A 25301-nucleotide genomic window follows, 5' to 3' on the forward strand; every position below is an offset into this window, starting at 1 on the left:
CGCTTAGCGCCTGCGCCGGCCAGAAAACAGCGCGTGCATCAGCGGCAGAACGGACACGATCATCAGCAGGTTGCCAAGGAACGGGTCGTCGTGTCTGAGGGTCGCACCCGTGAAGAGCAGTGCCGCGAACAGCAACCCGGACATCACTTGGCGTGCGGAGTTCTCGAGACGCTCCATGCGGCGTTCAAGCTGGGGCATGGTGATGGCGAGTCGACCTTCGTCGATCTTGGTCACCAGCCCGTCGATCTTTTTGGGCAGACCCCAGGTAACCGCCGCCACATCAAGCGCCTCCTTACCCAGGTCCTTCACGACGTTGCTGCCTTCTTCGCGCAACAGCCGGGCCGCATAGGGCTCGACGGAGTCCCACAGGTTGTACGCGGGGTTCAGCGTGCTGCAGACGCCCGAGGTAAGCGACATCGCCCTGCCTACTAGCAGGAAGTGCCCGGGCAACTGGATAGGCAGCGTCCGCACCACATCGTTGAACTGCACCGCGAATTCCCTGAAGTCGTTGGGGTCAACATCGCGCAGTTCGGCAAAGCCCATTCCTCCAAAGCGCGCGAACAACTCCTTGAGGACGCGCTCGAGCTCGACGGTATCCGCGGAAGGTAGCAGCACTCCCAAATCGCGACCGGCCTGGACCAGGCCCTTGCCATCCCTGGTGGCAGCGGCGATCAGAAGTTGACGTAGTCCCCCGCGAGTGCTGTTCGGCAGCTCGCCCATCATGCCGAAGTCAATGAAGGTGAGCTTCCAAGAACGCTCGCCCGGCGCATCGGGCGTCGGGGTGACGAAGACGTTTCCGGGGTGTGGGTCGGCGTGAAAGAATCCATTGCCGAACAACTGGTCGTACATGACCTCAGCAAAGTCATGCGCCACGTCGGCGGGATCGATTCCCGCGGCCCGCAGTCCAGGCAGGTCCGAGATCTTGATCGCGGTCACGTCCTCGAGCGTCAACACTCGCCTCGAGGTTCGCTCCCATGCAATCGCGGGCACCGAAACCCTGTCGTCTCCCTCGAATTCCTCCGCGAAACGTTCCGCATTTGCGGCCTCGTGGAGGTAGTTGATTTCCTCGCGACTGGTGCGCGCAAACTCCTCGATCAGCGCTGGCAGGTCGACCCTGCGGTTCACGGCCCGGAGTCTGCTGAGCCAACCACCCACCTTGCGCAGCGCGGCGAGGTCGACGTCAACGATCGCGTCGATGCCGGGCCGCTGCACCTTGATGATGACGTTTGAGAGCCCTGTGTCGGACGCATCCATTGAACCAAGTCGTGCCCGGTGTGCCTGGCCCAGAGAGGCCGCCGCGACGGGTGTCTCCTCAACGTGAGCGAACGCACGATCCAGTGACACGCCGAGCTCCGCCTCGGCCAGTTCACGAATGTACTCGAACGGTACTGGCGGCACCTCATCCTGCAGACCAGCGAGCTCCTCCGTGATTTGAGGCGGCAACACATCGAGGCGCGACGACATGTATTGCCCGACCTTGATCATCAGGCCGCCGAGGTCCACAGCCAAGCCGTGAAACCGCTGGGCAACACGCTGCATGCGTGCAGCCCTGGTGCGCTCAGCGACCCTCGACAGGCCAATGCGCGTCAGCAGGATCTCGTACCACCACGTCACCACGAGGTTCCACGTAGCAAACCTCATGATGCGCCGGTAACGGGCGCGCGTGTTCCCGGCGCCGGCGTATTCCGGGGCCGGGCGTGGAGGCGCTGGCGTCAACCCGCTAGTCCTGGGCGAGAATGGCGTACATGCGGCGGCGCGTCTCGTCGAGAACGCTCGCCGCTTCCTTTACCTGCTCAGGCGTGCCCTGACGGCCTACCTGAGCGGCGGCCTGGGCGAGATTGATACCCGCCTTGGGGAGCTCGCCCATGGCGTGAATGTCGCGAGCACCGGTGGCCTCCCACGGAGGCGTCACGTCGGGGCCCTCGGCCGCCTCACGCCCTGCATCGGTCAGGGTGTAGGTCTTGCGTCCGTTGGACTCTTCGGCGGTAATGAGCCCCTCGTCGGCAAGAAGCTGAAGCGTCGGATACACCGATCCTGCGCTGGGCTTCCAACTTCCCTCGGTGCGCTCTTCAATCTCGCGAATGATCTGGTACCCGTGCATCGGCTCTTCCTTGAGCAGCGCGAGCACCGAGACGCGAACATCTCCGCGTCCCATCCGCGTGCCGACGCGCTTCTCAAACTGTGACCGCAACTGGTCCATCGCCTGCCACATGTTTTCGGCGCCCTTGCTTGGGTCGAAACTGCTGGTCTTGAACGATCCGCTCATGATGACCTCCCGTGTCGGTAGTGAACGATACTTAACGATATATCGCTAGCGCTTAACGCGCTAGTCCAAACTCGGATTTCTACTCGCGGCCTTCCTCGAGCGGAATCAGCATGGTGCGGAACTCCGCCGGAGTGTCCTGCAGGTGCCAAATCCTGTCCGCAACGTCGTCAATGCCGTGGGGCAGCTCGAGCTTGGGGATTCCTCCGGGAATGACCAGTTGGTGCACGCCAACCCCCTCTCCTTCCAGGGCCGCGTGAAGCATCTCGCCATAGGCGGTCTCCGCGGGGAAGGCGACGGATGTACCGGAAAAGTCCGGGCGCGACTGAATGGAGGTTCCGCCGTTGATGAGAACGATGCTGCCCCGGCCGGCCGCTCTCATGGAGGGAAGGACGGCACGGACCGCGCGAATCAGCCCAATCGCAGAGAACCGCAATGCCTCTACTGCGAGTTCAGGCGTGAGGTCGAGGACCGGTTTTAGGTAGCTGCGGGCCGGGAGTGGGCTGTATTGCAGTACGTCGATGGGGCCCAGTTCGTTGGCCGCGCTCGCAAGAGCGTGTTCGAGTGACTCCGGTTCCAGGACATCGGCGGCATAGCCGCGGGCCGCGACTCCACGATTAGTAAGTTCTGCTGCGAGGCTGTCTAGCTTGTCTTGGTCGCGTGAAATGAGCGCGACTGCGTAGCCTTCGCGCCCAAACCGACGGGCCACCGCCGCCCCGAGTCCAGGTCCAGCTCCAATAATCGCGAGGACAGGCATGACTTCTCCTTAATTGATGGCGTGACCTCGACAATATCGCGGCCAGGACGTGCCAACTTCATCGTTCAACTCGGACTGTGAGACTCACGCGTCGATAGACTGGAGAGCAGACCTGCACACAGTTTCGGAGCCAAACATCCGGTGGGAACGTGCACCTATTGCGACACGAGAGGCGACATGCGCGCACTGCTCAAGGCGACCTCGGGCCCAGGGCTCGAACTCGCAGACGTGCCAGAGCCAATTGCGGGCGATGCGGACGTCACCATTCGGGTCTTGCGCACAGGAATATGCGGCACCGACCTGCACATCGAGTCCTGGGACGCCTGGGCGGCGTCAACGCTGATGCCGCCGATTGTGCCGGGGCACGAGTTCAGCGGTGAAGTCGTTGCCGTGGGCTCCGCGGTTCGCGACGTCCACGTGGGGGCAATCGTCTCCGGTGAGGGCCACATAGTGTGCGGCACCTGCCGCAACTGTCGCGCGGGACGTCGGCAGATGTGCAACCGCACCTCGGGTCTTGGCGTCAACCGCAACGGGGCCTTTGCAGAGTACGTCGCGCTTCCCGAATCGAACGTGTGGGTCCATCCTGACGGCATGAATCTTGACCACGCGGCCGTCTTCGATCCACTGGGCAATGCGGTCCACACCGCACTGAAGTTCCCACTCGTAGGCGAGGACGTGCTCATCTCCGGCGCGGGTCCCATCGGTCTCATGGCCGCCGCCGTCGTCCGTCACATTGGTGCCCGCTTTGTGGTCGTCACCGACGTCTCCGAACCCCGACTCGAACTGGCACGCATCGTTGGTGCCGACATCGCCCTGAACGTGACGCAACACAAGATCGCCGATGCTCAGGAAATGTTGGGTATGCGCGAGGGCTTCGACGTGGGTTTGGAGATGAGTGGCCACCCCACGGCGCTACCCGAGATGATCGAGAATCTCACCCACGGTGGGCGTGTGGCGATGCTCGGCCTGGCATCCGAGCCGATCAACGTCGACTGGGCCAAGGTCGTGACGCACATGCTCACTATCTCGGGCATTTACGGCCGCGAGATGTTCGAGACGTGGAACGCCATGAGCGCAATGCTGCAGTCGAGCGCAGACCTTCGCGTTGCGCTCGACACGGTCATCACCCACCGCCTACCCGTGAGCGAATGGGAACAGGGATTTGCGGTCGCGCGCACCGCTTCGGCCGGCAAGGTTGTACTCGATTGGACCGAGGCTCCGGGTTAACGCCGGGCCGGGAAAGGACACCCCATGTACGGAAGTATGCAGGCACAGTTGCAAACGGCACTCGGCGAGATTCAGTCCGCTGGCACACTCAAGGGCGAGCGGCCGCTGGGAGGGCCCCAGTCGTCAGTCGTTGCTGCCGGAGGCGCCGATGTTTTGAACTTCTGCGCCAACAACTACTTGGGTCTCGCGAACGATCCACGGTTGGTGGAGGCTGCCAAGAAGGGCATGGACGACTGGGGCTTTGGACTTGCGAGCGTCCGCTTCATTTGTGGCACTCAGGACTTGCACCTCGAGCTCGAGGCGCGTGTCTCCGCATTTCTCGGCACCGAAGACACCATCTTGTTCTCGTCCTGCTTCGATGCGAACGGCGGTGTCTTCGAATCCCTCTTTGGCCCCGAGGACGCCATCATCTCGGACGAGCTCAACCACGCGTCGCTCATCGACGGCATCCGGTTATGCAAGGCACAGCGCCTGCGTTACACGAACCGCGACCTCGGCGACCTCGAGGAACAACTCAAGGCGGCATCGGGCGCCCGTCAGCGCATCATCGTGACTGACGGCGTCTTTTCGATGGATGGCTACCTCGCGCCGCTGCGTGGCATCTGTGACCTGGCGGAAGAGTACGGCGCCCTGGTCCTCGTGGACGACTCTCACGCCGTGGGCTTCATGGGCGAGAACGGGCGCGGGACCCCAGAGCTGATGGGCGTGTCCGACCGTGTCGACATCTACACAGGGACATTCGGCAAGGCTCTGGGCGGCGCCTCCGGAGGCTACGTTGCAGCGCACAAGGAGATTGTCGCGATGCTGCGCCAGCGAGCTCGCCCCTACTTGTTCTCCAACACCGTTGCGCCGGCAGTCGCGGCCGCCACGCTAGTGGCGCTGGACCTCATCGAGCACAGCGGCGAATTGCGCAGCCAACTCATGGCCAACGCCGCCCTGTTCCGCTCCCTCATGGCAGAGGCAGGCTTCGACCTCTTGGACGGTGAGCACGCGATCATTCCAGTGATGTTTGGCGACGCGGCGCTTGCGGCACGCGTCGCGGACAGAATGCTTGATCACGGCGTCTATGTGGTGGCCTTCTCCTACCCCGTGGTTCCCACGGGCAAGGCACGAATCCGGGTTCAACTGTCCGCGGCGCACTCCGAATCGGAGATTCGCCGCTGCGTTGCGGCATTCGTCGCGTCGCGCGACGAGAGCGAGGGTTCGGCCTAGGGGAGGTCCGCCGGTTCCGTACTCGTCCGTCGCTATGCGGAAAAGATATCGAGGCGTAGGTCACGCGCCAGGCTCTGAGCGATACCTGCGCCCTTGACGCTGTTGCCCGCCGCGTCGAGTCGGGGTGCATAACTCGCCAGACCCAGCCTGCCCGGCGCCACGGTAACAATATTGCCGCTGATTCCACTCTTGGCGGGCAGGCCCACCTTCATCATCCAGTCCCCCGTGGTCTCATAGAGGCCCGAGGTGGCCATCACAGCGACGCTCGCTCTGGCGATGTCTCCGTCGACAACGCGGTCACCCGTGAGCGGGTTGGTTCCGGAATTTGCGAGAGTTGCTCCCATCGCCGCTAGGTCGCGTGTAGACACGACGAGGCAACTGGCACGCGTGTAGAGCTCCACCGCGTCCCCCGGCGGGCTCGCCAGTGCCCCACGAGCAGAGAGCAAGTGCGCAAGCGCGCGATTTTGGTGATTGGCGGCGGACACCGAGGCGTATGCCTCGGGATCAGTTTCTAGGGCACGGCCGGCGAATTCCGATACCGCCTGAATAATGTTCTGCCACTGGTCGTCGACGGAGTCACCTGGCGTCAGGGCAATGGTGGCGAGCGCCCCTGAGTTCACCATCGGGTTGGTCCGAGACGTGGGATCGCGTTCGACCGCGGTAGCAGAATTGAAAGGTAGCCCTGTGGCATTGACACCTACACGCTCGCGCACCAGGGAGATCCCTCGTGCTTGGGCCACAAGCGCAAACACGAACGGTTTGGCGCAACTCATCATGGAAAAGCCCACACCGCAGTCGCCGACCTCGGCGATCTCTCCACTGATCTCAACCACCGCGGCTCCGAACAGCTCCGGCTCTGCGTCGGCGAGCACCGGGTACACGCTGGACACGGTTCCAGACGCATCACCGGACGCGTCAAGGTAGGAGCGTTCAAGTGCCTGAAGCACCCGCGATGGGACAACCTGGGTCACTCTAGGATCCTCGCTTAATGGTGCGGGTAGCAGCAAGATGCTCACGACTCGGCCGTCGGTTCTTAGTCAGAAGAACTTTCTGCGTGCGCCACGCACCTCGTGGCTGTTGGCACCGGACATTCTGCTATTGGACATTCCGGTCTTAGAGCGCACGAAGGTGTCCCCCTTCTTCATGTTCAGCAATGTTGCCTCAGTCTCGGACTCGTGCCGGTGTCGCTTATCCGCGTTGCGGTACCTGAAGTACATGAGCGCGTAGAAGGCGAATCCCGAGAGTAGGAAGATGAATCCAATAAAGCCGCCATCATCCCCTGAGGATCCTCCCGAGGCTAGAACTTGGTCATGTACGGCAAGCACCATGGCAGAGGTAGTCATCAGATTCCTAACGCCGTGAGAACAATTGCGGCGATGATTCCGGCCACCTCGACGCCGCCGGAGACCAGGAGCAACTTGCCCTGGTGGATAGGCACGCTTCCCATGGTTTCTCCTGTCCGGGCATTGACCGCAACGTAGTGCAGAAAGGTCTTGCCATTGGACTTGTGCTGCTGATAACTGTAGAGCCATACAGGCAAGTAGGCGGATACCCAGCGCTGGCCCCGCACGTTCACGTCTTGTTGAGTCCAGCGCACTCCGCGGTCGTAGAAACCGAGGGTGCTATTCACGCGGTTGCGGGTGATGTCTTCCGCCTGGGTAAAGGCGATCGGAGACAGTTCGTCAAGATTGCTATCTCTGCGTTCCGACGTAAAACCCTTCATGTAGTTCGAGTCGTAACGCACCGCATTCTCGACATCAAACGGCATGATCGTGTTGATGATGTTGTTGGAATTCTGTGAGGTGATTTGCTCGAGCCGGTCGCTCGACGACTCGACAGTGAGGTCACTCACATGGACGTCGAAGTCTCGGACCACGTTGTAAAGATCCGCGTCGTACCTGGTCTGCTGACTGTCTCCCACCTTGACCGTATAGGACCGCGTCTGGTGCTCCCCCTCACCGCTGAGGCGCGCGTGCGCGTTAATGTCGACCACCATGTAAGGCAGGTAGACGCCCATCACGTTCTCCGCGGTGAACTCGGCACGGAAGAGCGGGTGGGCAAAGAACCTGCGCTTTTGAACGAATTTATTGATGCTCGCAATCGCGGTCTCTTTAGGTACCTTGAACGGCAGAATCATGTCGGGTACTGCGCCGTTGGGCACTTGCTGGTTCATGGAGAGAGTGTTGCGGCACCAGTGGCAGCGCGCTTGAGTGCTGCTCGCGGTGTCAATCAATACCTCCGCCCCACAAGCGCTGCACTTGAAGGTCATCACTTCGTCCGTGGACGGCACGATGTCACTAGAACCCGAACCAACCGTGACTCCTAGGAGCTTCCCAATGTCACCGTCGAGATCAAAAGCGTCGTTCGCACTCTCCGCTGACCACTCGAACCGACAGAAATTGCAGCGGAGATTCCCTGTTGCGACATTGAGAGAAATGTCGGTCGCCCCGCAGCGGGAGCACTTTGCGAGCCCGTCCGTGGCACCCTCATCCGTCTGAATCACTCGCGTCGCATCATCATCGGGTTCTGGCGTAGGCGCCTCAGAGGAGTCGGCACCTCTTGCCCAGGAATCGCTGACCGGGTTCGTGGCCGCGACTGGCTCAGGCGCCGCGGGAGGCGCCTGGTCCTGGGGAGAACTTAGAGGTTGCTGCTCGGGCGCACGCGACGTTGGGTCGGGATTCTCCATGGGGATCGCTCCCTACAAGCCGAGTACTTTAGCCTTGGCGGCGTCGTAATCAGCCTCGGTGATGAGCCCGTTGTCGAGCATGTCCTTGTACTGCTTAAGCTTGGCCATCGGGTCGTCGGCTTCCGGAGCGGCGGCCCCAGGGGCGGGCGGTGTCTGTGGAGTCGGATTTGCCGGCTGTTGGAGACCACCGGCGGCTCCGCCCGCAGCGTTCATGCCCATGCCGAGGAAGGCCATTCCCGCTCCCCCGCCGGCGCCACCCTCGTTGGACCCTGCCGCCTCGAAGCCACGTGCGGCCGCTTGTTGCATGAAGGAATTGCCGCGGGCGCCTCCCAGTGCATCGGCCTTCTTGACGTCGCTCAGCAATGCACGTGTGTCCTCGTCGTACTCAATGGACTGAAGCGCAACTTTTGCGATGGTGAGCCCGCGGTCGGTGGTCCACTGATAACCATCGTCAACCGCGGCGCTCAGTGACTGTGCGAAGCCAATCGCGTCACCTTGGATCTTGGCGATCCGGTTTCCCTTGCTGGGGTCGTTCGTGTAATACGAGAATGCTGCCGCGAGCGAACCCACGACCTCATTGAAGAGCTGGCTGGCCGCATCGTTGTCGAGGTCTGAAAAATCAAACACTTTTGCGTCGTAACTGAGGTAGGTCAGCGGAACAAAATTCTTGACAAGCAGGATGGGATCGACGATCTTCAGCGAGTAGCTACCGCGAGTGATGGCGCCGACCTGAGTGCCTAGGTACGCGTCGTCCCAGTAGATCTCGGACTGAGTTCCGAACCTGTTGTTCGGGATCTCCTTGAGATTGACGTAGAACGCGAGCTGCTGCGATGCGGGTTGGCCGCCAAACTTGAATCGTTCCCACGAGGTCTTGACCGTGGGGCTGATAATCCCGTCGCCCGCAAACATGGACTGTGCGTTCTGGTCCTCGCTCGTGAAGATGAATCCGCCGGGCTCGCCGATGAATCCGGTGAGTGCGCCATCCTGGAACGTCACTAGCCCGTAGCCCTCGGGGACCACAATCCGGCTTCCGTTGGTGATGATGTGCTCAGAGCCCTTGGTGTTCGAGCCCCGGCCCGCGTTCTGGCCCTGCGGCACAGCTGGGAAGATCGCGGCGGTCGGGGCGAGCCCAGACGGCGGTACTAAGAAGTCCTTCCACTGGTCTGCGAATGTGCCGCCAATTGCACCCGCGAAGGCCTTAATAAATCCCATTTCTGCACCCCGTCAGCTCGTAGTGAGGGCCGCCCTCAAAGCAGAGGCCGTAGAAACACAGGCGGTGGGCTGGAGAGCCCACCGGAGCTGCGCGACTACGAGCGGCGTTCATTCACGATAGCACCGGGTCCGCCCCGAGGCCGTCTCAAAGCCCTGGCAGATCCCGGTTTGGCGAATACCTGCGGCGACGGCAGTGTGCACGCTTTGTCAGGCGCTAGTGATTAGGCTATATCCCAGCAGCAAAGCTGTGTTTAGCGCCCTCACCATCTCACCACATGGAGTTCCGATGCCCACCGAAAAGACACCCGCTGGCTCTTCGGATGAGGAACTTGTTCTTGCCGTTGTCGCTGACAACGCCGACGAAGCTCAAGACTCGGGCGACTTCCAGTCCAAGCTGTACAAGGCCATTGCCGTGCAGCGGCCGGTGGTGCTTGAATACCTCAAGTCAGTCCGGCGCGACAAGCCGAGCGCCACACCCGCGCAGATACTGAAGGAACTTGACCGACGCTATGTCGCGACCGTGACTGTTGCCAGCACGGGCGTCGGCGCATCGGCCGCAATACCCGTTGTGGGCATCCCCGTCGCCCTTGGACTCGGAGTTGCGGACTTGGTGTTCTTCTACGAGGCATCAGCGCTGTACGTCCTTGCCGTCGCAGAACTCCACGGAACGGAAGTGGGCGACATCGAGCGCACCCGACCCCTCATTCTTGGAGTGATGCTGGGAGAGAAGTCGCAAAGTCAACTGTCAAAGATCGTGCTGCAGGCATCCGGGGCGGGCGTCATTACTCAGGCTCGTACGGCAGCCGATGGCACGGTTGCGCAGGTACTTCCCGAGGGTTGGGGCAAGGTCCTCACCCAGCAGCTCCCTGACTCGGCCCTCGTGCCAGTCGCGACGGTAATTGCACGGGAGGCTCTGACTGCGGGTGCGCGGTTTGGGGCCGGCACGTTGGGCAAGGTCATTCCCTTTGGCATTGGCGCCGCCGCCGGAGGACTCGCGAGTTTCAAGTTTGGCAGTGATGTGGTGAAGGCGGCCAGGGTAGCCTTTTCGGCGCCGCCCTCGGAGTTTCCCGGCGGGCTGGTTGACTTCCACAAGCCAGATCCGGGAACGGTGGAAGCGTCACGTGCGGCGAAGGCCCTTCAAGCCGCCAAAAGCAAGGCAGCAGACTTTGGAGAGGCATCCTGGGGCAAGGCCACGGATGTCGCGGGGGTGTTCCGTAGTGTCGACACCAATGGGGACGGGATCCCTGACGAGGCCCGAGCACTCACGACGGTGAAGCGCACCGGCTCGGCCATCAAGGGTGCGGCTTCGAGCAGTGTGCGTGCGGTGGGATCGCGTCTCAAGCGCAAGGAATGACCTCCGCGTAGATGCGGTTGACGTAAGCACGCAGATTCACTGACGCGAGCGAGACGGGAGCCCTTCGGTGAGCAGAAACAATTGCAATGCACCAACGGCTGATGAGCTGAGTAGTCCACGTGGGTCTGAGGAAGCGTTACGCGCCCGGCCCCTCGCCAACGGTGACGCCCCGCTGGTGTTAGTGCTGGGCGCTACCGGGTACCTCGGCGGCAGGCTTGTCCCTCGCCTTCTCGCCGGCGGCTATCGAGTGCGCGCGCTGTCGCGAAACAGCCGTCGCATTAAAGCACTCCCGTGGGGTGACGAGGTTGACGTCGTAGACGGTGACGCGGCAGCTCGGGATTCAATGGACACCGCAATGGATGGTGTCGACATTGTCTACTACCTAGTTCACTCCATGACCGCCGGACACGATTACGGAAAGCTTGATCGTACTATTGCTCTCAACGTCGCGCGTAGCGCGCGCACCAACAACGTCAGCCGCATCATCTACCTGGGCGGACTCCACCCGGACGGAGTCGAACTCGCCGCGCACCTCGAGTCGCGCAAAGAGGTGGGCGACATCCTGCTTGCCACAGCCGTGCCGACCGCGGTGCTTCAAGCAGGCGTAGTGATCGGCTCGGGCTCCGCGTCGTTCGAGATGATTCGCCACCTGACGGAGGTCCTGCCCTACATGCCCGCTCCCAAATGGGTGCGCAACTCAATTCAGCCTATCGCCGTGCGTGACGTGCTGTATTACCTCCTAGGTGCGGCGCGTGCCACGGGAGACGTTAACGGGACGTATGACATTGGCGGTCCGGACGTCTTCCGCTATTCGGAGATGATGAATGGCTATGCCCGCGAGGCGGGACTTCCGCAGCGCCACATCGCAGCCCTGCCCGTCATGACTCCGTGGCTCGCGTCGCATTGGGTAGGACTCGTCACCCCTGTTCCGCGGGCGCTCGCAATGCCGCTCGTGGAGTCTCTCCTGCACTCGTGTGTGGTGAAGGACGATGCGATCGACCGGTTGGTGCCGCCGCCTCCCGGAGGCCTCACGGGATACCGAGAGTCCGTTCGGCTGGCGCTGGGCCGTATCGAGATCGATCAGGTGGAGACCAGCTCGCTCGACGCCAGGGTTTCCGGAGTGCCCAGCGACCCCATGCCGAGCGACCCTGACTGGGCTGGACGCACAGTTTTCAAGGACGAGCGCCATAAGACGACGTCCGCGGACCCGGCCGCGGTGTGGCGAGTCATCTCCCAAATTGGCGGGGCCACGGGTTGGTACTCCGCCTCGGTGCTGTGGGCAACGCGTGGGCTCATCGACCGAGTCGCGGGCGGTGTGGGCTCTCAGCGAGGCCGTCGAACCTACTCTCGACTTACTGTGGGTGACGTCGTAGACGTGTGGCGTGTCGAGGTCGCCGAACCCGAGAAGCTGCTGAGGCTTCGCGCCGAGATGCGCGTGCCGGGCAAGGCGTGGCTTGAACTCGGAGTTCGCCCCACCGAGGAGGGCTCCGAATACTGGCAACGCGCCGTCTTCTTTCCGCGGGGGCTCTCCGGCCGCCTCTACTGGTTGACGATGCTGCCGTTCCATGGCCTGATCTTTAGCGGCATGGTGAACCGTATCGTGGCTGTAGCGGAAGGCGACGGCTCCGACGGGGGGCGTTCCGTTAGCATCAAAGAATGACCAAGGCCATGAACACTCACGCCATCGCGAAGGCCACGGGCTTGACTTGGGCGCAATGGGTGACGCACCTCGACGCATTGGGCGGACGCGAACTGAACCACACCCAGCTAGCCACCGCCGCCCATGAGTTCATGCCGCCCGTGACAGGCAACCGCGAATGGTGGAGCCAGGGAGTCGCCGTGGCCTACGAGCAAAAAATTGGGCGTCGCGTCCCGGGCCAGCGCGCGGACGGCACCTTCGAGGTGTCAGCGTCACGCACACTTCCCGGATCTCTCGACGACGCACTTGCGGCATGGATCAGTCACGTCGAGAATCGCGCGACGTTGGCTGGGCGGGAACTCACTCAGGCCCCCACCACCTCAAGCACTGCCAAATGGCGGCGCTGGCGTGGCAAATTGGAAGACGGCCGCGCGATTGGCGTCGACGTCGGCTCTCGCGGAGACAAGTCCGTCGTGACGGTCACCGTGAGCATGATGGAATCGCTCGACGAACTGGAGTCCACACGTGCCTCACTCAAGGCTCTGCTCTCCGAGATCAAATGACCGCGAGAGAGCGCATGGCCAACGGTTAGGACATCGCGGTGAGATCCGAGATGTCGCCATGCACCTCCAGTCCGGCTGCCTCACCCACGTCCTTGTAAACCGTGCGCCCTGCTGGGTTCACCAGTTCCACGTGGACGCGTCCGTCGAGAGTTTCCTCGACCCGACGATGCATCTTGGTACGCGTGGGCGCGTGCAGTAAACCGCCGCGCCGGCGCTCTGCTCGGATGCGTAGCTCCGCGCCCTGAATATTGCGAAGCGTCCACGTCACCAGCTCATCGTCCACATTCAGCATCGTGGTCTCCGCACCCGTGTAGGTGGCAAAGCGGTGCAGGACGGGCGTTCCGTCGCGGCCGGGCATACGCAAGCCAACGATGAAGCCTCGAAACCGACTGCGTCCCCACGGGATCAGTGCTATCGAGGCGGAGAGGCTCACGCCGGGCATTTGAAAGTGGTTGGTCTGCATCCACACGTAGCCCGCCGGAAACGCACGTCCCCAATCCTTCTCGATATAGCCAAGGCCGCCGTCGAATGACTGCTCCACTCCATCGAGTGTGAGTGATCCCGCCAGATCGTGGCCAAACGAGACGAGCCCGTGATAGCACTCCATCACGGGAACCCACCCGTAGCGCCCCATGATTCCCGGAGACGTTGCGGTCACCGGCCACGGGTCCATCGGAGAGGTGAAGCGCACGCTTCCGTTCAGGCCCGACAGCGGCAGGTTCACGCCCACTCCCCTGTCGTTGAAGGTGTTTCCGGCCACATTCACGTCGAAGGACTTGGTGGCGCCGCGGAATTCTCGCGCGTCGAATGTCTCGTACCAGGACCGTCCGGTGACCCCGTCAAGCACCTGAACGAACGCCTCGTCGTGCTCGCCTAGGAACACTCCGGGAATGATCGCGATGCGGGCGGTCTTGTCCGCAGAGATCAGCTTGACGTACCAGCCCTCGAAGAACTGGCTACCGCGCTGGTAGTCGCCGTGATACCCCTCAGGGTGACCGGTGGCTGCGAGCGTGCGGATAGTGCGCGGCACCGCGTTGAACACTGATTCAAGTGTCATTGCTTCAGACTAGCGCCCGCGCTTCTTTTACTCCCTGATGAGCTCCGTAGACGACCAAGGCCAGCATCGCCAATCCAGAGGCCAGCACCAAGAGAATCACGATTGTCACTGGGATGGGCACCATTGCCACCATTCCGCTGAGGACCGAGATAGTCCCGGCGCTACGGGTCGGGCTCAGCGCGCGCCGATGCGCCGCGAGCCATGCCTCTTCGCTCGCCATAGTCTCGGTGGTCCGAATCCCTGCAAGATGATTTCGCTTCAAGTTTCCGGTGGCGGCACGTTGCGCCAGCCATATCATCAAGATTCCGGAGCCGACCATCGTGACGAACAATACGGTCCGTGTGGCCCACTCGGCATCCATCGTGTCCGACGCTACAGGTTGTTGCCGAGAACGGCAATAAACCACCGCCCTACTTGAGCGGCTGTCCCGATGTCATCTGTCTCGTGAATGCCCCACCCCCGGTTCCGATAGCTCGCGCAGTCGAAGGACCGCAGCCGCGCGACTCGTGACCCGAAGAACTCGGAAGATTGCCTCGAGATGCTTCTTGACGGTCGCCTCCGACATGCCGAGGTCACGGGCGAGTTCATTATTGGAACCGCCCGTGCGAGCGAGGGCCACCACGACATCCGCTTGGCGCCGAGTCAGACCAGCCCTCATGAGGACCTCGGAATCCGCGGCTACGTCCTGCTGCTTGCGCAAAAGCAACACGGTTGGACCGAGCCGGACCGGATGGACGATGCAGTGCCAACGTTGTGACCCAATCATCACCTCATGCCGCGCCTCCTCCCCTGGCTGCGACGACTTGTCGACCACAATCGACAGGAGGCTTTCTGGGACTCGCGTGCCCGCCTCGAACACGTGGGAGGATGAGGCTTCGACCACGCCATCCGATCGCACCGAGACCACGGCCCAGGCATAGCGATCCATCTCCGCGTCCACGAGGCGTGCGCGCTCGCCGTCGAACACTGATCGGTGGTGCATGGCGAGGTGTCCGCTGAGCGTATTCATGACGGAAACGTCGCGATCGCTGAACTCTCCCCGTGTCGCACTCCGATTGAGGGCGTAACCCACCACCACATCTGGCGGGGAAGGAAGTTCGACCACCAGTTGGAATCGGACGTTGAAGGGCTCGTAAAAGTGCCGATATAAGTCAGTGGACGTGATGTCCGCCCCGCCGTCGACGTCACAGAATCGAATAGCGCCAAGCCCGCGCGTCGAGTTCGCTGCCGTGATCAGTGGATGCTCGTGAAAGTACTTGTCGTACTGAGGTTTGAGACGCGTTGCTAGCACTGCGTCAGCGGCAGGCACGATCGCGTAGCGAAAATCACGGGTCTCCAAGACCATGTCGTTGAAGGACGCGCTGTCGCAGTCAATCACTTCGCGAAGGGTCTCAAGGACCTCGGCGAATCCCACGGGCGGATACTCGGTCAAACGCCCTGCGGCACGCAAGACCGCCTGCGCATCGTCATCGCTTAGTCCCATGCCTTTCCACACTACCCGTGCGCCTACGGCGAAAGCCGTATTGCGGGACTCGTGTGCCCGTTGGCAACCTTGACTACATGACAACTCTCCACTCCGCCATCACCAGAGACTCGCTCCCATGGGCGCGCAAAACACGCGCTGCCGCCGTCGGATTGGCCCTGGTCGTAGCCCTGGCCGGTTGCTCTCCCTCCTCGGAGAATGAGCCAGCCACCTCGAACGCACAGCCTTCCGCAACAGCGGGCAGCGACCTCACCGATGCAATTGCGGAGGACTCCAACACTCTGGATGCTGGCCCGGTGGACGAGAGTTCCGAAGCCGACGGCGCGGACGAGGCGACGGAGGAGGCACCCGGCGCAGGCGGACCGATTCCCGACGACGTCGGCAACGCCACCCTTTATGTCGATGGCGTTGAGTTTAACGACTTCACGGGCGACTGCGAGATCAGCCGCGAGCACGGCAAGAAGGACGTCGGCGATCTCAATGAGGGCGATATCTCGGCGATCATCGCCATTGACAACGTCAAGGCCCACGAGGACATGGCCATGAACTACGTCGCAATTAATGAAGAAAGGTTTAGGTTCGGCGATCCACTGGAGGCAGCGGGCGTAGGCGGACCTCGCAACAAGGGCGAAATCCTCACGATGACGGAGAAGGGCCCGCGCGGCGCAGACGGAAGCCGCGACATCGTCGAAGTGCGCTTTGCCGGCGTCCTCGAGGACGGGACTGAAATCAACGCCGACGTCATCTGTGAGCTACAGAACGCGTTCTAGAGTGGTGCCGGCAACTCGCCCGATGCCGCGCGGTGTCGAACCCCGCGACGACTCGGTTAGTGCGCGACGGAGGCGAAGTACTCGTCCCAGTTTTGGTGGGGTCGGCCCGCAGCCTTGGCGTAATCGCTAGGCGTATCGTTCGCTCCTTGGCGGATGCCTTCGTAGATGCCTGCGATGACAGTGCCCAGGAAATCGCCGAGCTCGTTGACGCGGTCAGTCCGATAGTCCTCGACACTCATTGAGCGGAAGGTGAGCTGGGTTCCAAACGCAGTGTTGAGGAACGCGGACAGTTCGGCCTGGCTGATGGGCTCGCCGTTGAGCGCGAGGGTTCGCCCGTCATTCGTAGATTCGGTGAGCAGTCGCGCGTACGCAAAGGCGAGTTCAGGGCGAGTCGTGTATCCGCACTTTGCGTCACCCGCGCAGTTGGCGACCTCCCCAGCAGACTTGTATGCGTCGACGCTCTCGAGGTCAGGTTCGATATAGATGCCGTTGCGGCCGATGACCCACTCCATGCCGCTGGCTCGTACGTCCGCCTCCGTCTGTCGATTGCTCTGCACCACTGGTGAAAAGCCGTTGCCCTCCTCCGCACCCTGCACGCTCGTGTAGACGACCTTCTCCACGCCGGCGGTCTTCGCCGCATTAAGCACGTTGCGGTGCTGCTGAATTCGCATGTCGGGTTGCTCGTTGCCAGAGACCAGCAGAACAGCGTCTACTCCCTCCAGTGACTTGGTCAGCTGCTCAGGATCCGAGTAGTCCCCAGGGCGTACCTCAATTCCAAGCCCAGCGGCGCGGGACGGAGTCCGGGCGAGGCCGATCACCTGCTCTTCAATGTCCATCGCCTGAAGCGCTTGAACTACTGCCGCGCCTAGTTGCCCGGAGGCGGACGTAACTGCGATCGTCATGTGGTTCCTTGCCTGTTTGGTGGTGGCTTAGTTGGTGGGGAGCTTGCTCTTGGCGCTCGGCGTCTCGGTGGCGACAGCGGCAGACTTCCGGAGCTTGCGCAGGGTGAGGCCAAGCTTGTGAAGTTCCTCTGCGGTGATACTGGCATCGAAGTAGCGGTGGAGCTCCGCGCTCACGACCCTGGCTGCGCGATTCAGCACTGCCGTACCATGGTCCGTGAGCTCGAGGACTGAGGAACGCCTATCCTCTGCGTTCTGCCGCCGAATCAGTAGCCCGGCGCGTTCCAGCCGATCAGCGAGCTTGCTCGCGCCCCCCACAGTGATGACCAGGTCCTCGGCGACCTGGTTGACGCGGGAGGTTCTGCGGTCCTCGATCACTTTCAAACCCTCGTAGTCGCCCAGAGACACTCCTGCTTCGCGGCGCACGGCAGTATCGACGACGTTCCACGTTTGAATCTCTACGCGCACCAAATCAGCGAAGATCGACTCGACCATCTCACCCCTTCCATTGATGGATACATTACCAGGAATGTAAATCTCGACACGCTGCCGACCGTTAGCATTCAGAGATGACAACAAACCAACCGGTGGAAGACGTCCGAGTCGACGGGGAGGTCATTCGGCTCGGTCAGTTCCTGAAGCTGGCCGGCCTGATTGACTCCGGGGCCAATGCCAAGGAAGCCGTCATGGACGGCGACGTGCTCGTCAACGGAGCGACCGAACTCCGGCGTGGTTATCAGCTCAAGGACGGCGACCTCGTCACGTTCCAAGACCGTTCGGCGCGAGTACGCTACTGACCTCAGCCTCGTCGAGGCACGATCTTGGCACGCCGTCGCGCGCTGGAGCCAGCGTCAGGACCGTCTGGGCCGCGGCATCGGCGGCGGTGGGACTTCCTTCGCGGCGATGATGTCCCCAACGGAAATCCGCTCGACGCCGCGCACTCCGTCAATCACCACCGTCTGGTCGTCGGCACTGAGCAGTTCTCCAAGAGCGTCCGTCGCTTGTCCCGTGGCGATCAAGTAGCGCACCACTACTCGGCTGCCCGGCGCGGGCCACCGCTTTGTGCTACTTCTCTCTTTTGGGTCGCTCACTCCCTCATCCTTACAGAGTCGGCTGCTAGTTGAGAACGAATGTGCACTATGTGGGCTCGCGCGCTGTAGGGCGTGGCCGTGCGACGCGCACCCCTGGCCGTGGCTAAGTCCGGGCCAAGTCGCGCGTCACTCGGTAGTGTCAGTGTGCGCGCTAAAGCGCACACGAGTGGAGGATGGTCGCCCATGGATCACTACGACACCCTCGTCATCGGCGCCGGAGTGGCGGGCCTGACTGCAGCACGGCTGCTCGCTAAAGCTGGCCATCGCGTAGTGGTGCTTGAAGCACGCGACCGTGTGGGTGGCCGAGTGTCCACCGAGCGCACCAACGGCATCGCCACCGATCTGGGAGCGTCGTGGATCCACGGCATAACCGACTCCCCCGTAGCCGCCGCGGCCGAGGCCTTCGGGCTACGGACCGTCGAGTTCACCGTCGGGGGCTATCAGCCCGACAGTCGACCCATCGCCTATTACGGTCCTGACGGAGCCAGGCTGGACGACAAGGGTGCGATTAGCTTCGTGAAGGATGTCCACGCGCTCGATGCCGCGCTCGTCAAGGTGATCGCTGCATCGGCCGCCAATGCTTCGTACAGGGACGTCACCGATGAGGCGTTGGCTACCCTTCGCTGGGCCGACGATCGCACACAGCGGGTACGCGAGTACCTCGAACATCGGTCGGAAGAACAGTACGGGGCCCGGATTGAGAACCTCGCCGCCCACGGTCTGGACGACGACCAGATCGAGGGTGACGAGGTGGTGTTCCCCGACGGCTACGACGGTCTTCCTGCGGGCCTCGCCCGTGACCTCGATGTGCGGCTCAATCACATCGTCTCTCGTGTCGAATGGTCGGCCGATGGCGTGGTGGCCTTCACCGACGAGGGCAACTTTGCAGCGGCTAGCGCAGTGATCACCGTGCCAGTGGGAGTGCTTCAATCCGACGACCTCGCCATCCAACCGCCCCTTCCCGAGCCCGTCGCTGGCGCGCTGAGCCGTCTTGCCATGAACGACTTCGAGAAGGTTTTCATGCGATTCCCCAAAAAATTCTGGGACGACGACGTCTATGCCATCCGCCAGCAAGGCGCCCAGGGGCACTGGTGGCACTCCTGGTACGACCTCACGCGGCTACATGACACGCCCACGTTGATGACGTTCGCCGCGGGCCGCGGCGCCATCGGGACGCGCGGTTGGGACGAGTCGCGTGTTGTCGACTCAGTCATGGCGCAATTGCGTCGGCTTTACGGCGACCGCGCCATGGCGCCATCCAGCGTGACCGTTACCAATTGGCACGCCGACCAGTTCGCGCGAGGTTCATACGCCTACATGACAGTGGGGTCGACCACAGCCGACCACGATGCGCTCGCGACTCCCATCGGCGGCGTGTTGCATCTCGCAGGCGAAGCTACCTGGACCGACGACCCCGCGACTGTCACTGCCGCACTGCTGTCGGGACATCGTGCCGCTGAGAACATTTTGGGGCGCGCGGTCGCCATGGAGGAGATCTGGACGGCATCGACGCCGTAGTTCACCTTGTCTCGCGAGGTTAGGCTTTCCACCATGTCCAGAACTCACTGGCGAGTGCTCGCCGCCTGCGTCAACCACCTTGAGCCTGCTGACGTTCGATGCGTCGATGGTGGCGTGACGCCGTGAGCGCCGTCCTGGATGAACTACGGCGCTGGCCTGACGTCGAAGCGCCTGGACTTGTCGCCGTTGACGCGGCCGACCGTTTGATTCTGGATGAGTCTGCCGCGCTGCGCGCTTGTGCCAAGGTCGGCGAAATAGTGGTGATCGGCGACGCATACGGAGCCCTCACACTCGGCGCTGCCGACGCGGGAGCAACTGCCATCCGCACGCACCTTGACTCCCTGAACAGTGAACGCGCGCTCGCGGCCAACGCAGAGCACGCAGGCATGGCGGAACACTTCCGCACCCTCGCGCTTGATGCCGAACTGGTCCACGATGCGCGAGTGGTCCTACTGCGCCTTCCCCGGTCCCTAGACGAACTCCGAGATATCGCCGGCCTGATTGCTGCACATGCGGCTCCGAACGTGGTCGTGCTTGCCGGTGGCCGACTCAAGCACATGTCGCTGTCAATGAACGAGGTGCTCAGTGAGTTCTTTGGGCGGCTGGACGTCACCCACGCCCGGCAAAAGTCCCGCGTGCTCCTCGCCCGTGAGCCTCACGATGGGCGCGATCCAGAGCCGGCGGCTGCGCAAGTCGATGGTCTCGAAGTGCGGGCCTTCGGCGGCGTATTCGCTGGCGCACGCCTCGACATCGGCACGCGGTTGTTGCTGGACAATCTCCCCGCGGAACTTAAAGGAGGGACGGCCGATGATCCCTATATTGACCTCGCGTGCGGGACTGGCATCGTGGGCGCGTGGTTAGCGACGCGGCATCCGAATACTCATGTCTACGCATGCGACCAGTCGGCAATAGCAGTCAGGTCCGCTCGCGCGACGATGAACGCCAACGGCATCGACACACGCGTCGAGGTAAGGCGCGACGACGCACTCTCCGCGAGACCTCCCGCTAGTGCCTCTCTCATTGCGCTCAACCCGCCATTCCACTCGGGCGCAGCCGTGACCGATCGGCTGGCGCCCAGACTCTTCGCCGATGCAGCTCGAGTACTTCGTCCCGGAGGAGAGCTCTGGTGCGTGTGGAATTCGTCGTTGGCCTACCGCCCGCTGCTCGAAGGCACTGTAGGACCCACCCAGCAAGTCGCCCGCAACGCAAAGTTCACGGTGACTGTCTCTAGGCGACGCTGAGTACACCTCGAGCCTTCGTAGTCGGGGCGTATCTGGAGATCTCAGCTCCTCGGGCACGGCCGACGTACACGCGTTCAGAGCCACACAAACAAAAAGGGCCGCCCACCCAGGTTCCCCCAGGTAAACGGCCCTCATCGGTCGGGCTGACAGGATTTGAACCTGCGACCCCTTGACCCCCAGAACGCCGGAGTAGACCTGTTTCGTACGGTTTTGAGCTGCGCAGTTTCGAGTCAGGGCCCTTTCGCCGGGTCTCGTGACGTAGAAACCTATACAACCTCGCGGCGTTTGTGATCACATTGTGACCGGGTGAAGCCAACGCCTCGCAAGACAACCGTTTCGACGATTAAGCCTTAAATCGCCATTCCTCGACCTCGGAACCGGAACCTTCGGTCCAGGAGACTAGGACGGTACTATCCGCAGTGGCCAGCGATGCCTCTGCCACGAACTCCAAGCGCTGGCCCGGATGCACGGTCTGTGCGCCGTCGAAAGGATCGCCGTCGCGGAACATTGTCGGGTCAACGGTCAGTGTCACGTTCTCGGCAACGGCATCGCCGATGTTCTCGACCCGATGTATGTTCTGCCCAACCCTTTGATGGCCCCACTGCACCCCGGCGCACGGAGAAGCGACGCGGTTGAATCCCATCTCGACAGCACTGGCCAGCATAAGCGTTGCGTTAGTCGCGCCCTTCTGGTTGGCCTCAATTTTCCCGAGGTCCTTGGCGATTTTGCTCAGGCGGCCAAGGACAGAATCTGAACTTCTCGTGAACACGTGACCGGTGTATACAGAGCGTTGGAGTTCGAAACGGTCGGTGTAGGACCCGATACGCCACCACGGTGACCTGTACGACACATCAACTGTGAGCACTGGGCCCACGTCGCTTTTCGTATCATCTTTGTCGTCAACCTGAAGTACCGAGAACAGTTCCTGGCCAGGCCCCATCACCGACACAGTGTCCTCGAATCGCCCCGCCGCCAAGTTCGCCAGGCGCCTCTCGGGATTGTCTGAAGCGAGCGACGGTCTGAACTTGAGCGAGATATCTCGCGCAGCAGTCGGGCCCACGTTCCGCACCACCAGGTCCAAGCGCGACATGCCCTGTTCAGGGACGCGATACTCAACGACGACATAGGGCCGCGTCCGAGCCGCGCTATCTAAGCCTGCGCGAACTAGTGCCAGGATGGCGATGACCGCCGCCAAGAGTGCGGCAATTGAACCGATCGCCTGGAGCGCTTCCGCGTTAGCATTGAGCCAACCAAACCCGTCCGCACTTTGGCCGAAAGACGTAGATGCGATAAACGGTTGCGGAGTCGCGGTCACTTCGGCCCGCTCGACGGGCCGGTCATGCGCCTGAATAGAATCATCTAGGAACTCCCTTCAGGATCAAAGACATTCTCGATCCTTCTCCGTTACGAACAATATCGGTGAATCCGTGCGCCTGCTATGCGCGCGACGAGCTTGCTACGTCGGCCCTCCTGTCGGCGTGGTTGTGCGATTACGAGGAAGCTGGAACCGAACCCCACGCCCCTGGGAGCACAACTAGTTATCCCAGTACTTCGCGGCCACCGCCCTCTCAATCGCCTCGGCTTCCGACAGGTCCGATAACACGGTGCCACGCACGCTCGCGCCAAACTGCGCATCTTCGATGGTTGAGAGCACCAAGCCTGCCGTCGCCCAAACGTCAAGCCGCAGGGTGGGTCTGGACACGGTATTGGGCGTAGTGACGCCCTTTTGCTGTCAAGGTGTACGTAGAAGCCCCTCTGCTTGACGAGGTTGTCGGAACGCGCCCAACCGCGGTTGCTGGCCGCGCACTCTGCCCCCCACTCCGTATTCTCAATCTCCTCGTGGGCGAGCACGACGAGCGACTGCGAACGAGGCTACATACATAGCCGGTCGGCGTCCTCTATGAGCGCGCGCCAGTAAGCGCGAGCCGTTTCAGGCGTCATGGTGGACATGACACTGGCGTTAGTCCTGATCGAAGATTTCCCAGTGAATGTTAAATAGTGCGCCCTCGGGCGTGTAGTCACCGTTCCCAAGGCTCTCTCCATAGGTGTTCATGAGGAGTTCCTTGCCTTCGGGTATGGTCGCCAGCCGTGCATACGCAACATACTGACCGTTCAACGCGCTCGCACCATAGTTGCGAACCTCGACCTCAACCTCCCGTTGTCGGATATTGAGGCGATAGGTCTTGACTTCGTAAGCAGCGTTGTCGCCGTAGCGCTCTTCAAACCAGAACAGAATCGGATCCATGGCGAAAGACTAGCGTCCATCAGCCGTTGGCGCATGGTTAGAATTACGCAATGGCCACTCCCGGTGTGACCGCAGAGGTGGTGGAATGGCTGTCGCCGACATCTACGGCCCAAACACGGCCCAGGTTATCGCTTTCATAGAGGCATCTAGGGCCCTAACCCTGGCGCAGTGGCAGTCCTGTGATACCTCCTCACGCGAATCGTGGGACGAGGCCAGATGCGACGCTTGGGACTCGGCCATAGCAGCCCTTCAAGCCGCGCCTGCATACGACGATTCGATGTACGACGCCAGAAAAGCCGCCATGGTGGACGCTTGGGACGCCGCCTATGAAGCCTACAAAGCTCGGCTAGCGGAGGGTCATGCTGTTACTCATCGAAACGGGTGGCCCATTGCGGGCGACGCGGGCTATAACGCTCAATGGGTTGCGTGCGCTCTCGTTTTTCGCGACCATGTCCCGCCCACGCATTTCGCCATTCTCACCGCGTCCATGCGTTCTTCGGGGATCACCTTCGGGGAGGAGACACGGTGACCGCGATCGCCTGCGATACGCCGGATGAGCCTGAGGCCACGGGCATCACTTGCGTGCGGCGGTATGTCGGCCAGGACGCCCCCGCCGAGTAGGCGTCCTACATCCTGTAGTAATTGTCCGGTTCGAAGTGCGACTTCCACCCTCGGTTCTTAGGGTGCGTAGACAACCACCTGGCCAGCTCCCTGAGCGTGTCGTTCAAATCCTCGAGCAACGCCACCTGGCGATGCACGAAGGACTTGTCCGTAATGTTGGCCCGCAGGGCGTGGGCTGGCCTTTGCCTGGCCTGACGAATTGACCGTAACGGCTGCATCAGGTCCTTCACGGTGGCCGACTCGATGCCCTTATCCTCAAGGAAGGCGGACAGGCGGCTGAGGGTGCCGAGGTTTTGATCGCTCTTGTCCTTGCGGGGCGCTCCGACGGCGTCCAGCGCATCGTGACGAATATTTTCCGAGAGCACCTTGTCAAGCTGAACGATGAACTCGTCCCATTCGCGCTGCGACGGCCGAAGCAGCCAACCGAACTCCTCTGGCCGGTCGGTGTGCTTGAACAGCGCTTCGCCGAAGGCACCGGTCCAAAGAGCATTGAGATTCTCAAGTTGAAGAAACAGATAGTCGAACGGGCCGATGCCGTCCGCCCAATGGCCCATCTGTGTCATCCACCAAGCAGGGTGTGGTTCAAGGCCATCTTCAGCCACTTGGTACGACTTCCAGCGTTGCTGATGCTCTGGAGTTAGCTTGGCTAGGTCACCGTAAAAGGCAGCGACGCGGCGCACTATTGGCGTTTCCTCGTCGGTCCGGTCGTAACCAGCGAGGTCGTATGCGAATCCAAGATGGCTCAGTGAAACCTTGTCCCGCTCGAGTTCAGTCTCGTCGAGATAGGCTTCGTCGCCGATGCCCATATCGACACCGAAGTCGCCGTAACGGAAGCGATACCGCGGGTCGTTTCGATACGGCTCGAGAACGTCGAAGCTGAAGTAGGCCACTTCGAGCGTGCCGCGGCCCTTCGCCATCGCCGTGGCGAACGGAAGCCCCTTCAGACGAGCGGGAACGCGCACGCCCTTCAGCGCCAATGGTGTGGGATATAGCACTACGCCATATCCCGCGCCGCTCAACTCGTCGAGCGACTCGATCTGCGACTCGATAGTGCGCCGCGAAGGCCACGGTCGAATGTGCGGATTCGGGTAGTCAACCTCTGACACCATCACCTGGAACTTTCCGTCGGCGACCAGCCCTTTCGCTACGCCCACAAGCTCGGAATCGACGTCCGTATCCAGGTAGAGACCGTTGAAGTCGCCTGACTTCAAATATCGGTCCACGACGGCCTTCATGAGGCCATCGGAGGTGGGATCGGTCATGATGCCATCCAATCGCAATCGAGTTTTCCCTTTTTACGTCGTCAGGTGACGCTAGAGGTGGACAAATGTAAGCCAAGCGGGACGAAGTACGAACTCCTCGCGAGCTGGTGCCGCAAATTCGAGCATCGCCCCCCTCCCTTGAAAGAAGTAGTCCCCGCACACAAATCTGGCCCGGTAGTACGGTAATGCACATGACTAACT

At 61.9% G+C, this 25301-nt stretch carries 26 protein-coding genes; 9 read left to right on the plus strand and 17 right to left on the minus strand.

The genetic code is table 11. From position 1 onward, the window contains the following. Window positions 1-3: 3 nt before the first annotated feature. The 3 genes from AOP77_RS11800 to AOP77_RS11810 all read right to left on the minus strand — a co-directional run bounded on the left by AOP77_RS11800 (window position 4) and on the right by AOP77_RS11810 (window position 3020). On the minus strand, window positions 4-1641 hold the full coding sequence (locus AOP77_RS11800; RefSeq protein ID WP_084622606.1) for an ABC1 kinase family protein: 1638 nt from the start codon (window positions 1639-1641) through the stop codon (window positions 4-6). Window positions 1642-1720: 79 nt separating this feature from the next. Beyond that, a complete protein-coding gene (locus tag AOP77_RS11805; protein ID WP_062213850.1) occupies window positions 1721-2266 on the minus strand; it encodes a PadR family transcriptional regulator in 546 nt (181 codons plus the stop codon). A 79-nt stretch (window positions 2267-2345) separates the two neighbouring features. Next, window positions 2346-3020 carry an SDR family NAD(P)-dependent oxidoreductase gene (locus AOP77_RS11810; protein ID WP_062213852.1) on the minus strand — a complete coding sequence of 225 codons (675 nt, stop codon included), beginning with the start codon at window positions 3018-3020 and terminating at the stop codon, window positions 2346-2348. Window positions 3021-3197: 177 nt separating this feature from the next. On the opposite strand from AOP77_RS11810, the gene tdh reads away from it, so the two are divergent. Continuing rightward, window positions 3198-4247, plus strand: coding sequence for an L-threonine 3-dehydrogenase (gene tdh, locus AOP77_RS11815; RefSeq protein WP_062213854.1), 1050 nt, complete (start codon window positions 3198-3200; stop codon window positions 4245-4247). A gap of 24 nt (window positions 4248-4271) precedes the next feature. Then, window positions 4272-5459, plus strand: coding sequence for a glycine C-acetyltransferase (locus AOP77_RS11820; RefSeq protein WP_062213856.1), 1188 nt, complete (start codon window positions 4272-4274; stop codon window positions 5457-5459). A gap of 32 nt (window positions 5460-5491) precedes the next feature. Here AOP77_RS11820 and glsA read toward each other — a convergent pair whose 3' ends face one another. From glsA to AOP77_RS11840, 4 genes are all read right to left on the minus strand, one after another. Further along, window positions 5492-6430: a glutaminase A gene (glsA, locus tag AOP77_RS11825; protein ID WP_152649871.1), complete on the minus strand. Its 939-nt coding sequence runs from the start codon at window positions 6428-6430 to the stop codon at window positions 5492-5494. A 66-nt stretch (window positions 6431-6496) separates the two neighbouring features. After that, window positions 6497-6802 carry a hypothetical protein gene (locus tag AOP77_RS11830; protein ID WP_062213858.1) on the minus strand — a complete coding sequence of 102 codons (306 nt, stop codon included), beginning with the start codon at window positions 6800-6802 and terminating at the stop codon, window positions 6497-6499. Next, complete coding sequence (locus tag AOP77_RS11835) at window positions 6802-7632, minus strand: TFIIB-type zinc ribbon-containing protein (protein WP_236685832.1); 831 nt, start codon at window positions 7630-7632, stop codon at window positions 6802-6804. The genes AOP77_RS11830 and AOP77_RS11835 overlap by 1 nt, the downstream gene beginning before the upstream one ends. A gap of 525 nt (window positions 7633-8157) precedes the next feature. Continuing rightward, window positions 8158-9357, minus strand: a complete 1200-nt coding sequence (locus AOP77_RS11840) for an SHOCT domain-containing protein (RefSeq protein ID WP_062213860.1) — start codon at window positions 9355-9357, stop codon at window positions 8158-8160. 286 nt (window positions 9358-9643) lie between these two features. On the opposite strand from AOP77_RS11840, the gene AOP77_RS11845 reads away from it, so the two are divergent. The 3 genes from AOP77_RS11845 to AOP77_RS11855 all read left to right on the plus strand — a co-directional run bounded on the left by AOP77_RS11845 (window position 9644) and on the right by AOP77_RS11855 (window position 12913). After that, window positions 9644-10711, plus strand: a complete 1068-nt coding sequence (locus AOP77_RS11845) for a hypothetical protein (protein WP_062213861.1) — start codon at window positions 9644-9646, stop codon at window positions 10709-10711. 67 nt (window positions 10712-10778) lie between these two features. After that, complete coding sequence (locus tag AOP77_RS11850; protein WP_062213863.1) at window positions 10779-12371, plus strand: SDR family oxidoreductase; 1593 nt, start codon at window positions 10779-10781, stop codon at window positions 12369-12371. Continuing rightward, entirely contained in the window at window positions 12368-12913 is a 546-nt protein-coding gene (locus AOP77_RS11855) for a hypothetical protein (protein ID WP_062213865.1), read from the plus strand. The genes AOP77_RS11850 and AOP77_RS11855 overlap by 4 nt, the downstream gene beginning before the upstream one ends. Before the next feature lie 25 nt (window positions 12914-12938). Here the strand turns inward: AOP77_RS11855 and AOP77_RS11860 are convergent, their stop codons facing one another. The 3 genes from AOP77_RS11860 to AOP77_RS11870 form a co-directional block, all read right to left on the minus strand. After that, a complete protein-coding gene (locus AOP77_RS11860; protein ID WP_084622613.1) occupies window positions 12939-13970 on the minus strand; it encodes a tocopherol cyclase family protein in 1032 nt (343 codons plus the stop codon). 4 nt (window positions 13971-13974) lie between these two features. Beyond that, complete coding sequence (locus AOP77_RS11865) at window positions 13975-14331, minus strand: SdpI family protein (protein ID WP_062213867.1); 357 nt, start codon at window positions 14329-14331, stop codon at window positions 13975-13977. A 72-nt stretch (window positions 14332-14403) separates the two neighbouring features. Continuing rightward, window positions 14404-15453, minus strand: a complete 1050-nt coding sequence (locus AOP77_RS11870; RefSeq protein ID WP_062213869.1) for a helix-turn-helix transcriptional regulator — start codon at window positions 15451-15453, stop codon at window positions 14404-14406. Between the two features lie 77 nt (window positions 15454-15530). Between AOP77_RS11870 and AOP77_RS11875 the strand changes: the two genes are divergently transcribed. Beyond that, window positions 15531-16223: a hypothetical protein gene (locus AOP77_RS11875; protein WP_152649872.1), complete on the plus strand. Its 693-nt coding sequence runs from the start codon at window positions 15531-15533 to the stop codon at window positions 16221-16223. A 56-nt stretch (window positions 16224-16279) separates the two neighbouring features. Here the strand turns inward: AOP77_RS11875 and AOP77_RS11880 are convergent, their stop codons facing one another. After that, window positions 16280-17125, minus strand: a complete 846-nt coding sequence (locus AOP77_RS11880; RefSeq protein WP_062213873.1) for an NAD(P)H-binding protein — start codon at window positions 17123-17125, stop codon at window positions 16280-16282. Between the two features lie 27 nt (window positions 17126-17152). After that, entirely contained in the window at window positions 17153-17617 is a 465-nt protein-coding gene (locus AOP77_RS11885; RefSeq protein WP_062213875.1) for a MarR family winged helix-turn-helix transcriptional regulator, read from the minus strand. 74 nt (window positions 17618-17691) lie between these two features. Between AOP77_RS11885 and AOP77_RS11890 the strand changes: the two genes are divergently transcribed. Further along, window positions 17692-17919 (plus strand): RNA-binding S4 domain-containing protein, encoded by a 228-nt coding sequence (locus AOP77_RS11890; protein ID WP_062213876.1) that lies wholly within the window; start codon window positions 17692-17694, stop codon window positions 17917-17919. Window positions 17920-17973: 54 nt separating this feature from the next. Here AOP77_RS11890 and AOP77_RS11895 read toward each other — a convergent pair whose 3' ends face one another. Beyond that, window positions 17974-18213, minus strand: coding sequence for a putative acetyltransferase (locus AOP77_RS11895; RefSeq protein ID WP_062213878.1), 240 nt, complete (start codon window positions 18211-18213; stop codon window positions 17974-17976). 183 nt (window positions 18214-18396) lie between these two features. On the opposite strand from AOP77_RS11895, the gene AOP77_RS11900 reads away from it, so the two are divergent. Next, on the plus strand, window positions 18397-19731 hold the full coding sequence (locus AOP77_RS11900; RefSeq protein ID WP_062213880.1) for a flavin monoamine oxidase family protein: 1335 nt from the start codon (window positions 18397-18399) through the stop codon (window positions 19729-19731). A gap of 122 nt (window positions 19732-19853) precedes the next feature. Then, window positions 19854-20972: a class I SAM-dependent methyltransferase gene (locus AOP77_RS11905; RefSeq protein WP_236685833.1), complete on the plus strand. Its 1119-nt coding sequence runs from the start codon at window positions 19854-19856 to the stop codon at window positions 20970-20972. A 343-nt stretch (window positions 20973-21315) separates the two neighbouring features. Here the strand turns inward: AOP77_RS11905 and AOP77_RS11910 are convergent, their stop codons facing one another. From AOP77_RS11910 to AOP77_RS11925, 4 genes are all read right to left on the minus strand, one after another. After that, window positions 21316-22287, minus strand: coding sequence for a DUF8453 domain-containing protein (locus AOP77_RS11910; protein WP_062213884.1), 972 nt, complete (start codon window positions 22285-22287; stop codon window positions 21316-21318). A 219-nt stretch (window positions 22288-22506) separates the two neighbouring features. Then, entirely contained in the window at window positions 22507-22674 is a 168-nt protein-coding gene (locus tag AOP77_RS12400; protein WP_160300078.1) for a hypothetical protein, read from the minus strand. Between the two features lie 258 nt (window positions 22675-22932). Then, window positions 22933-23217: a hypothetical protein gene (locus tag AOP77_RS11915; protein WP_062213886.1), complete on the minus strand. Its 285-nt coding sequence runs from the start codon at window positions 23215-23217 to the stop codon at window positions 22933-22935. Window positions 23218-23843: 626 nt separating this feature from the next. Further along, window positions 23844-25073 (minus strand): hypothetical protein, encoded by a 1230-nt coding sequence (locus AOP77_RS11925; protein WP_062213963.1) that lies wholly within the window; start codon window positions 25071-25073, stop codon window positions 23844-23846. Window positions 25074-25301 lie beyond the last annotated feature (228 nt).

The organism is Demequina oxidasica (assembly GCF_000975115.1).
In the GTDB taxonomy this organism is placed as follows: Bacteria; Actinomycetota; Actinomycetes; order Actinomycetales; family Demequinaceae; genus Demequina; species Demequina oxidasica.

Bases quoted from the DNA above. Each gene is read 5' to 3' on its own strand.
- AOP77_RS11800 (WP_084622606.1), bottom strand. From the start codon at position 1,641: ATGAGGTTTGCTACGTGGAACCTCGTGGTGACGTGGTGGTACGAGATC.
- AOP77_RS11805 (WP_062213850.1), bottom strand. From the start codon at position 2,266: ATGAGCGGATCGTTCAAGACCAGCAGTTTCGACCCAAGCAAGGGCGCC.
- AOP77_RS11810 (WP_062213852.1), bottom strand. From the start codon at position 3,020: ATGCCTGTCCTCGCGATTATTGGAGCTGGACCTGGACTCGGGGCGGCG.
- tdh (WP_062213854.1), top strand. From the start codon at position 3,198: ATGCGCGCACTGCTCAAGGCGACCTCGGGCCCAGGGCTCGAACTCGCA.
- AOP77_RS11820 (WP_062213856.1), top strand. From the start codon at position 4,272: ATGTACGGAAGTATGCAGGCACAGTTGCAAACGGCACTCGGCGAGATT.
- AOP77_RS11830 (WP_062213858.1), bottom strand. From the start codon at position 6,802: ATGACTACCTCTGCCATGGTGCTTGCCGTACATGACCAAGTTCTAGCC.
- AOP77_RS11835 (WP_236685832.1), bottom strand. From the start codon at position 7,632: ATGAACCAGCAAGTGCCCAACGGCGCAGTACCCGACATGATTCTGCCG.
- AOP77_RS11840 (WP_062213860.1), bottom strand. From the start codon at position 9,357: ATGGGATTTATTAAGGCCTTCGCGGGTGCAATTGGCGGCACATTCGCA.
- AOP77_RS11845 (WP_062213861.1), top strand. From the start codon at position 9,644: ATGCCCACCGAAAAGACACCCGCTGGCTCTTCGGATGAGGAACTTGTT.
- AOP77_RS11855 (WP_062213865.1), top strand. From the start codon at position 12,368: ATGACCAAGGCCATGAACACTCACGCCATCGCGAAGGCCACGGGCTTG.
- AOP77_RS11860 (WP_084622613.1), bottom strand. From the start codon at position 13,970: ATGACACTTGAATCAGTGTTCAACGCGGTGCCGCGCACTATCCGCACG.
- AOP77_RS11865 (WP_062213867.1), bottom strand. From the start codon at position 14,331: ATGGATGCCGAGTGGGCCACACGGACCGTATTGTTCGTCACGATGGTC.
- AOP77_RS11870 (WP_062213869.1), bottom strand. From the start codon at position 15,453: ATGGGACTAAGCGATGACGATGCGCAGGCGGTCTTGCGTGCCGCAGGG.
- AOP77_RS11875 (WP_152649872.1), top strand. From the start codon at position 15,531: ATGACAACTCTCCACTCCGCCATCACCAGAGACTCGCTCCCATGGGCG.
- AOP77_RS11880 (WP_062213873.1), bottom strand. From the start codon at position 17,125: ATGACGATCGCAGTTACGTCCGCCTCCGGGCAACTAGGCGCGGCAGTA.
- AOP77_RS11885 (WP_062213875.1), bottom strand. From the start codon at position 17,617: ATGGTCGAGTCGATCTTCGCTGATTTGGTGCGCGTAGAGATTCAAACG.
- AOP77_RS11890 (WP_062213876.1), top strand. From the start codon at position 17,692: ATGACAACAAACCAACCGGTGGAAGACGTCCGAGTCGACGGGGAGGTC.
- AOP77_RS11900 (WP_062213880.1), top strand. From the start codon at position 18,397: ATGGATCACTACGACACCCTCGTCATCGGCGCCGGAGTGGCGGGCCTG.
- AOP77_RS11915 (WP_062213886.1), bottom strand. From the start codon at position 23,217: ATGGATCCGATTCTGTTCTGGTTTGAAGAGCGCTACGGCGACAACGCT.
- AOP77_RS11925 (WP_062213963.1), bottom strand. From the start codon at position 25,073: ATGAAGGCCGTCGTGGACCGATATTTGAAGTCAGGCGACTTCAACGGT.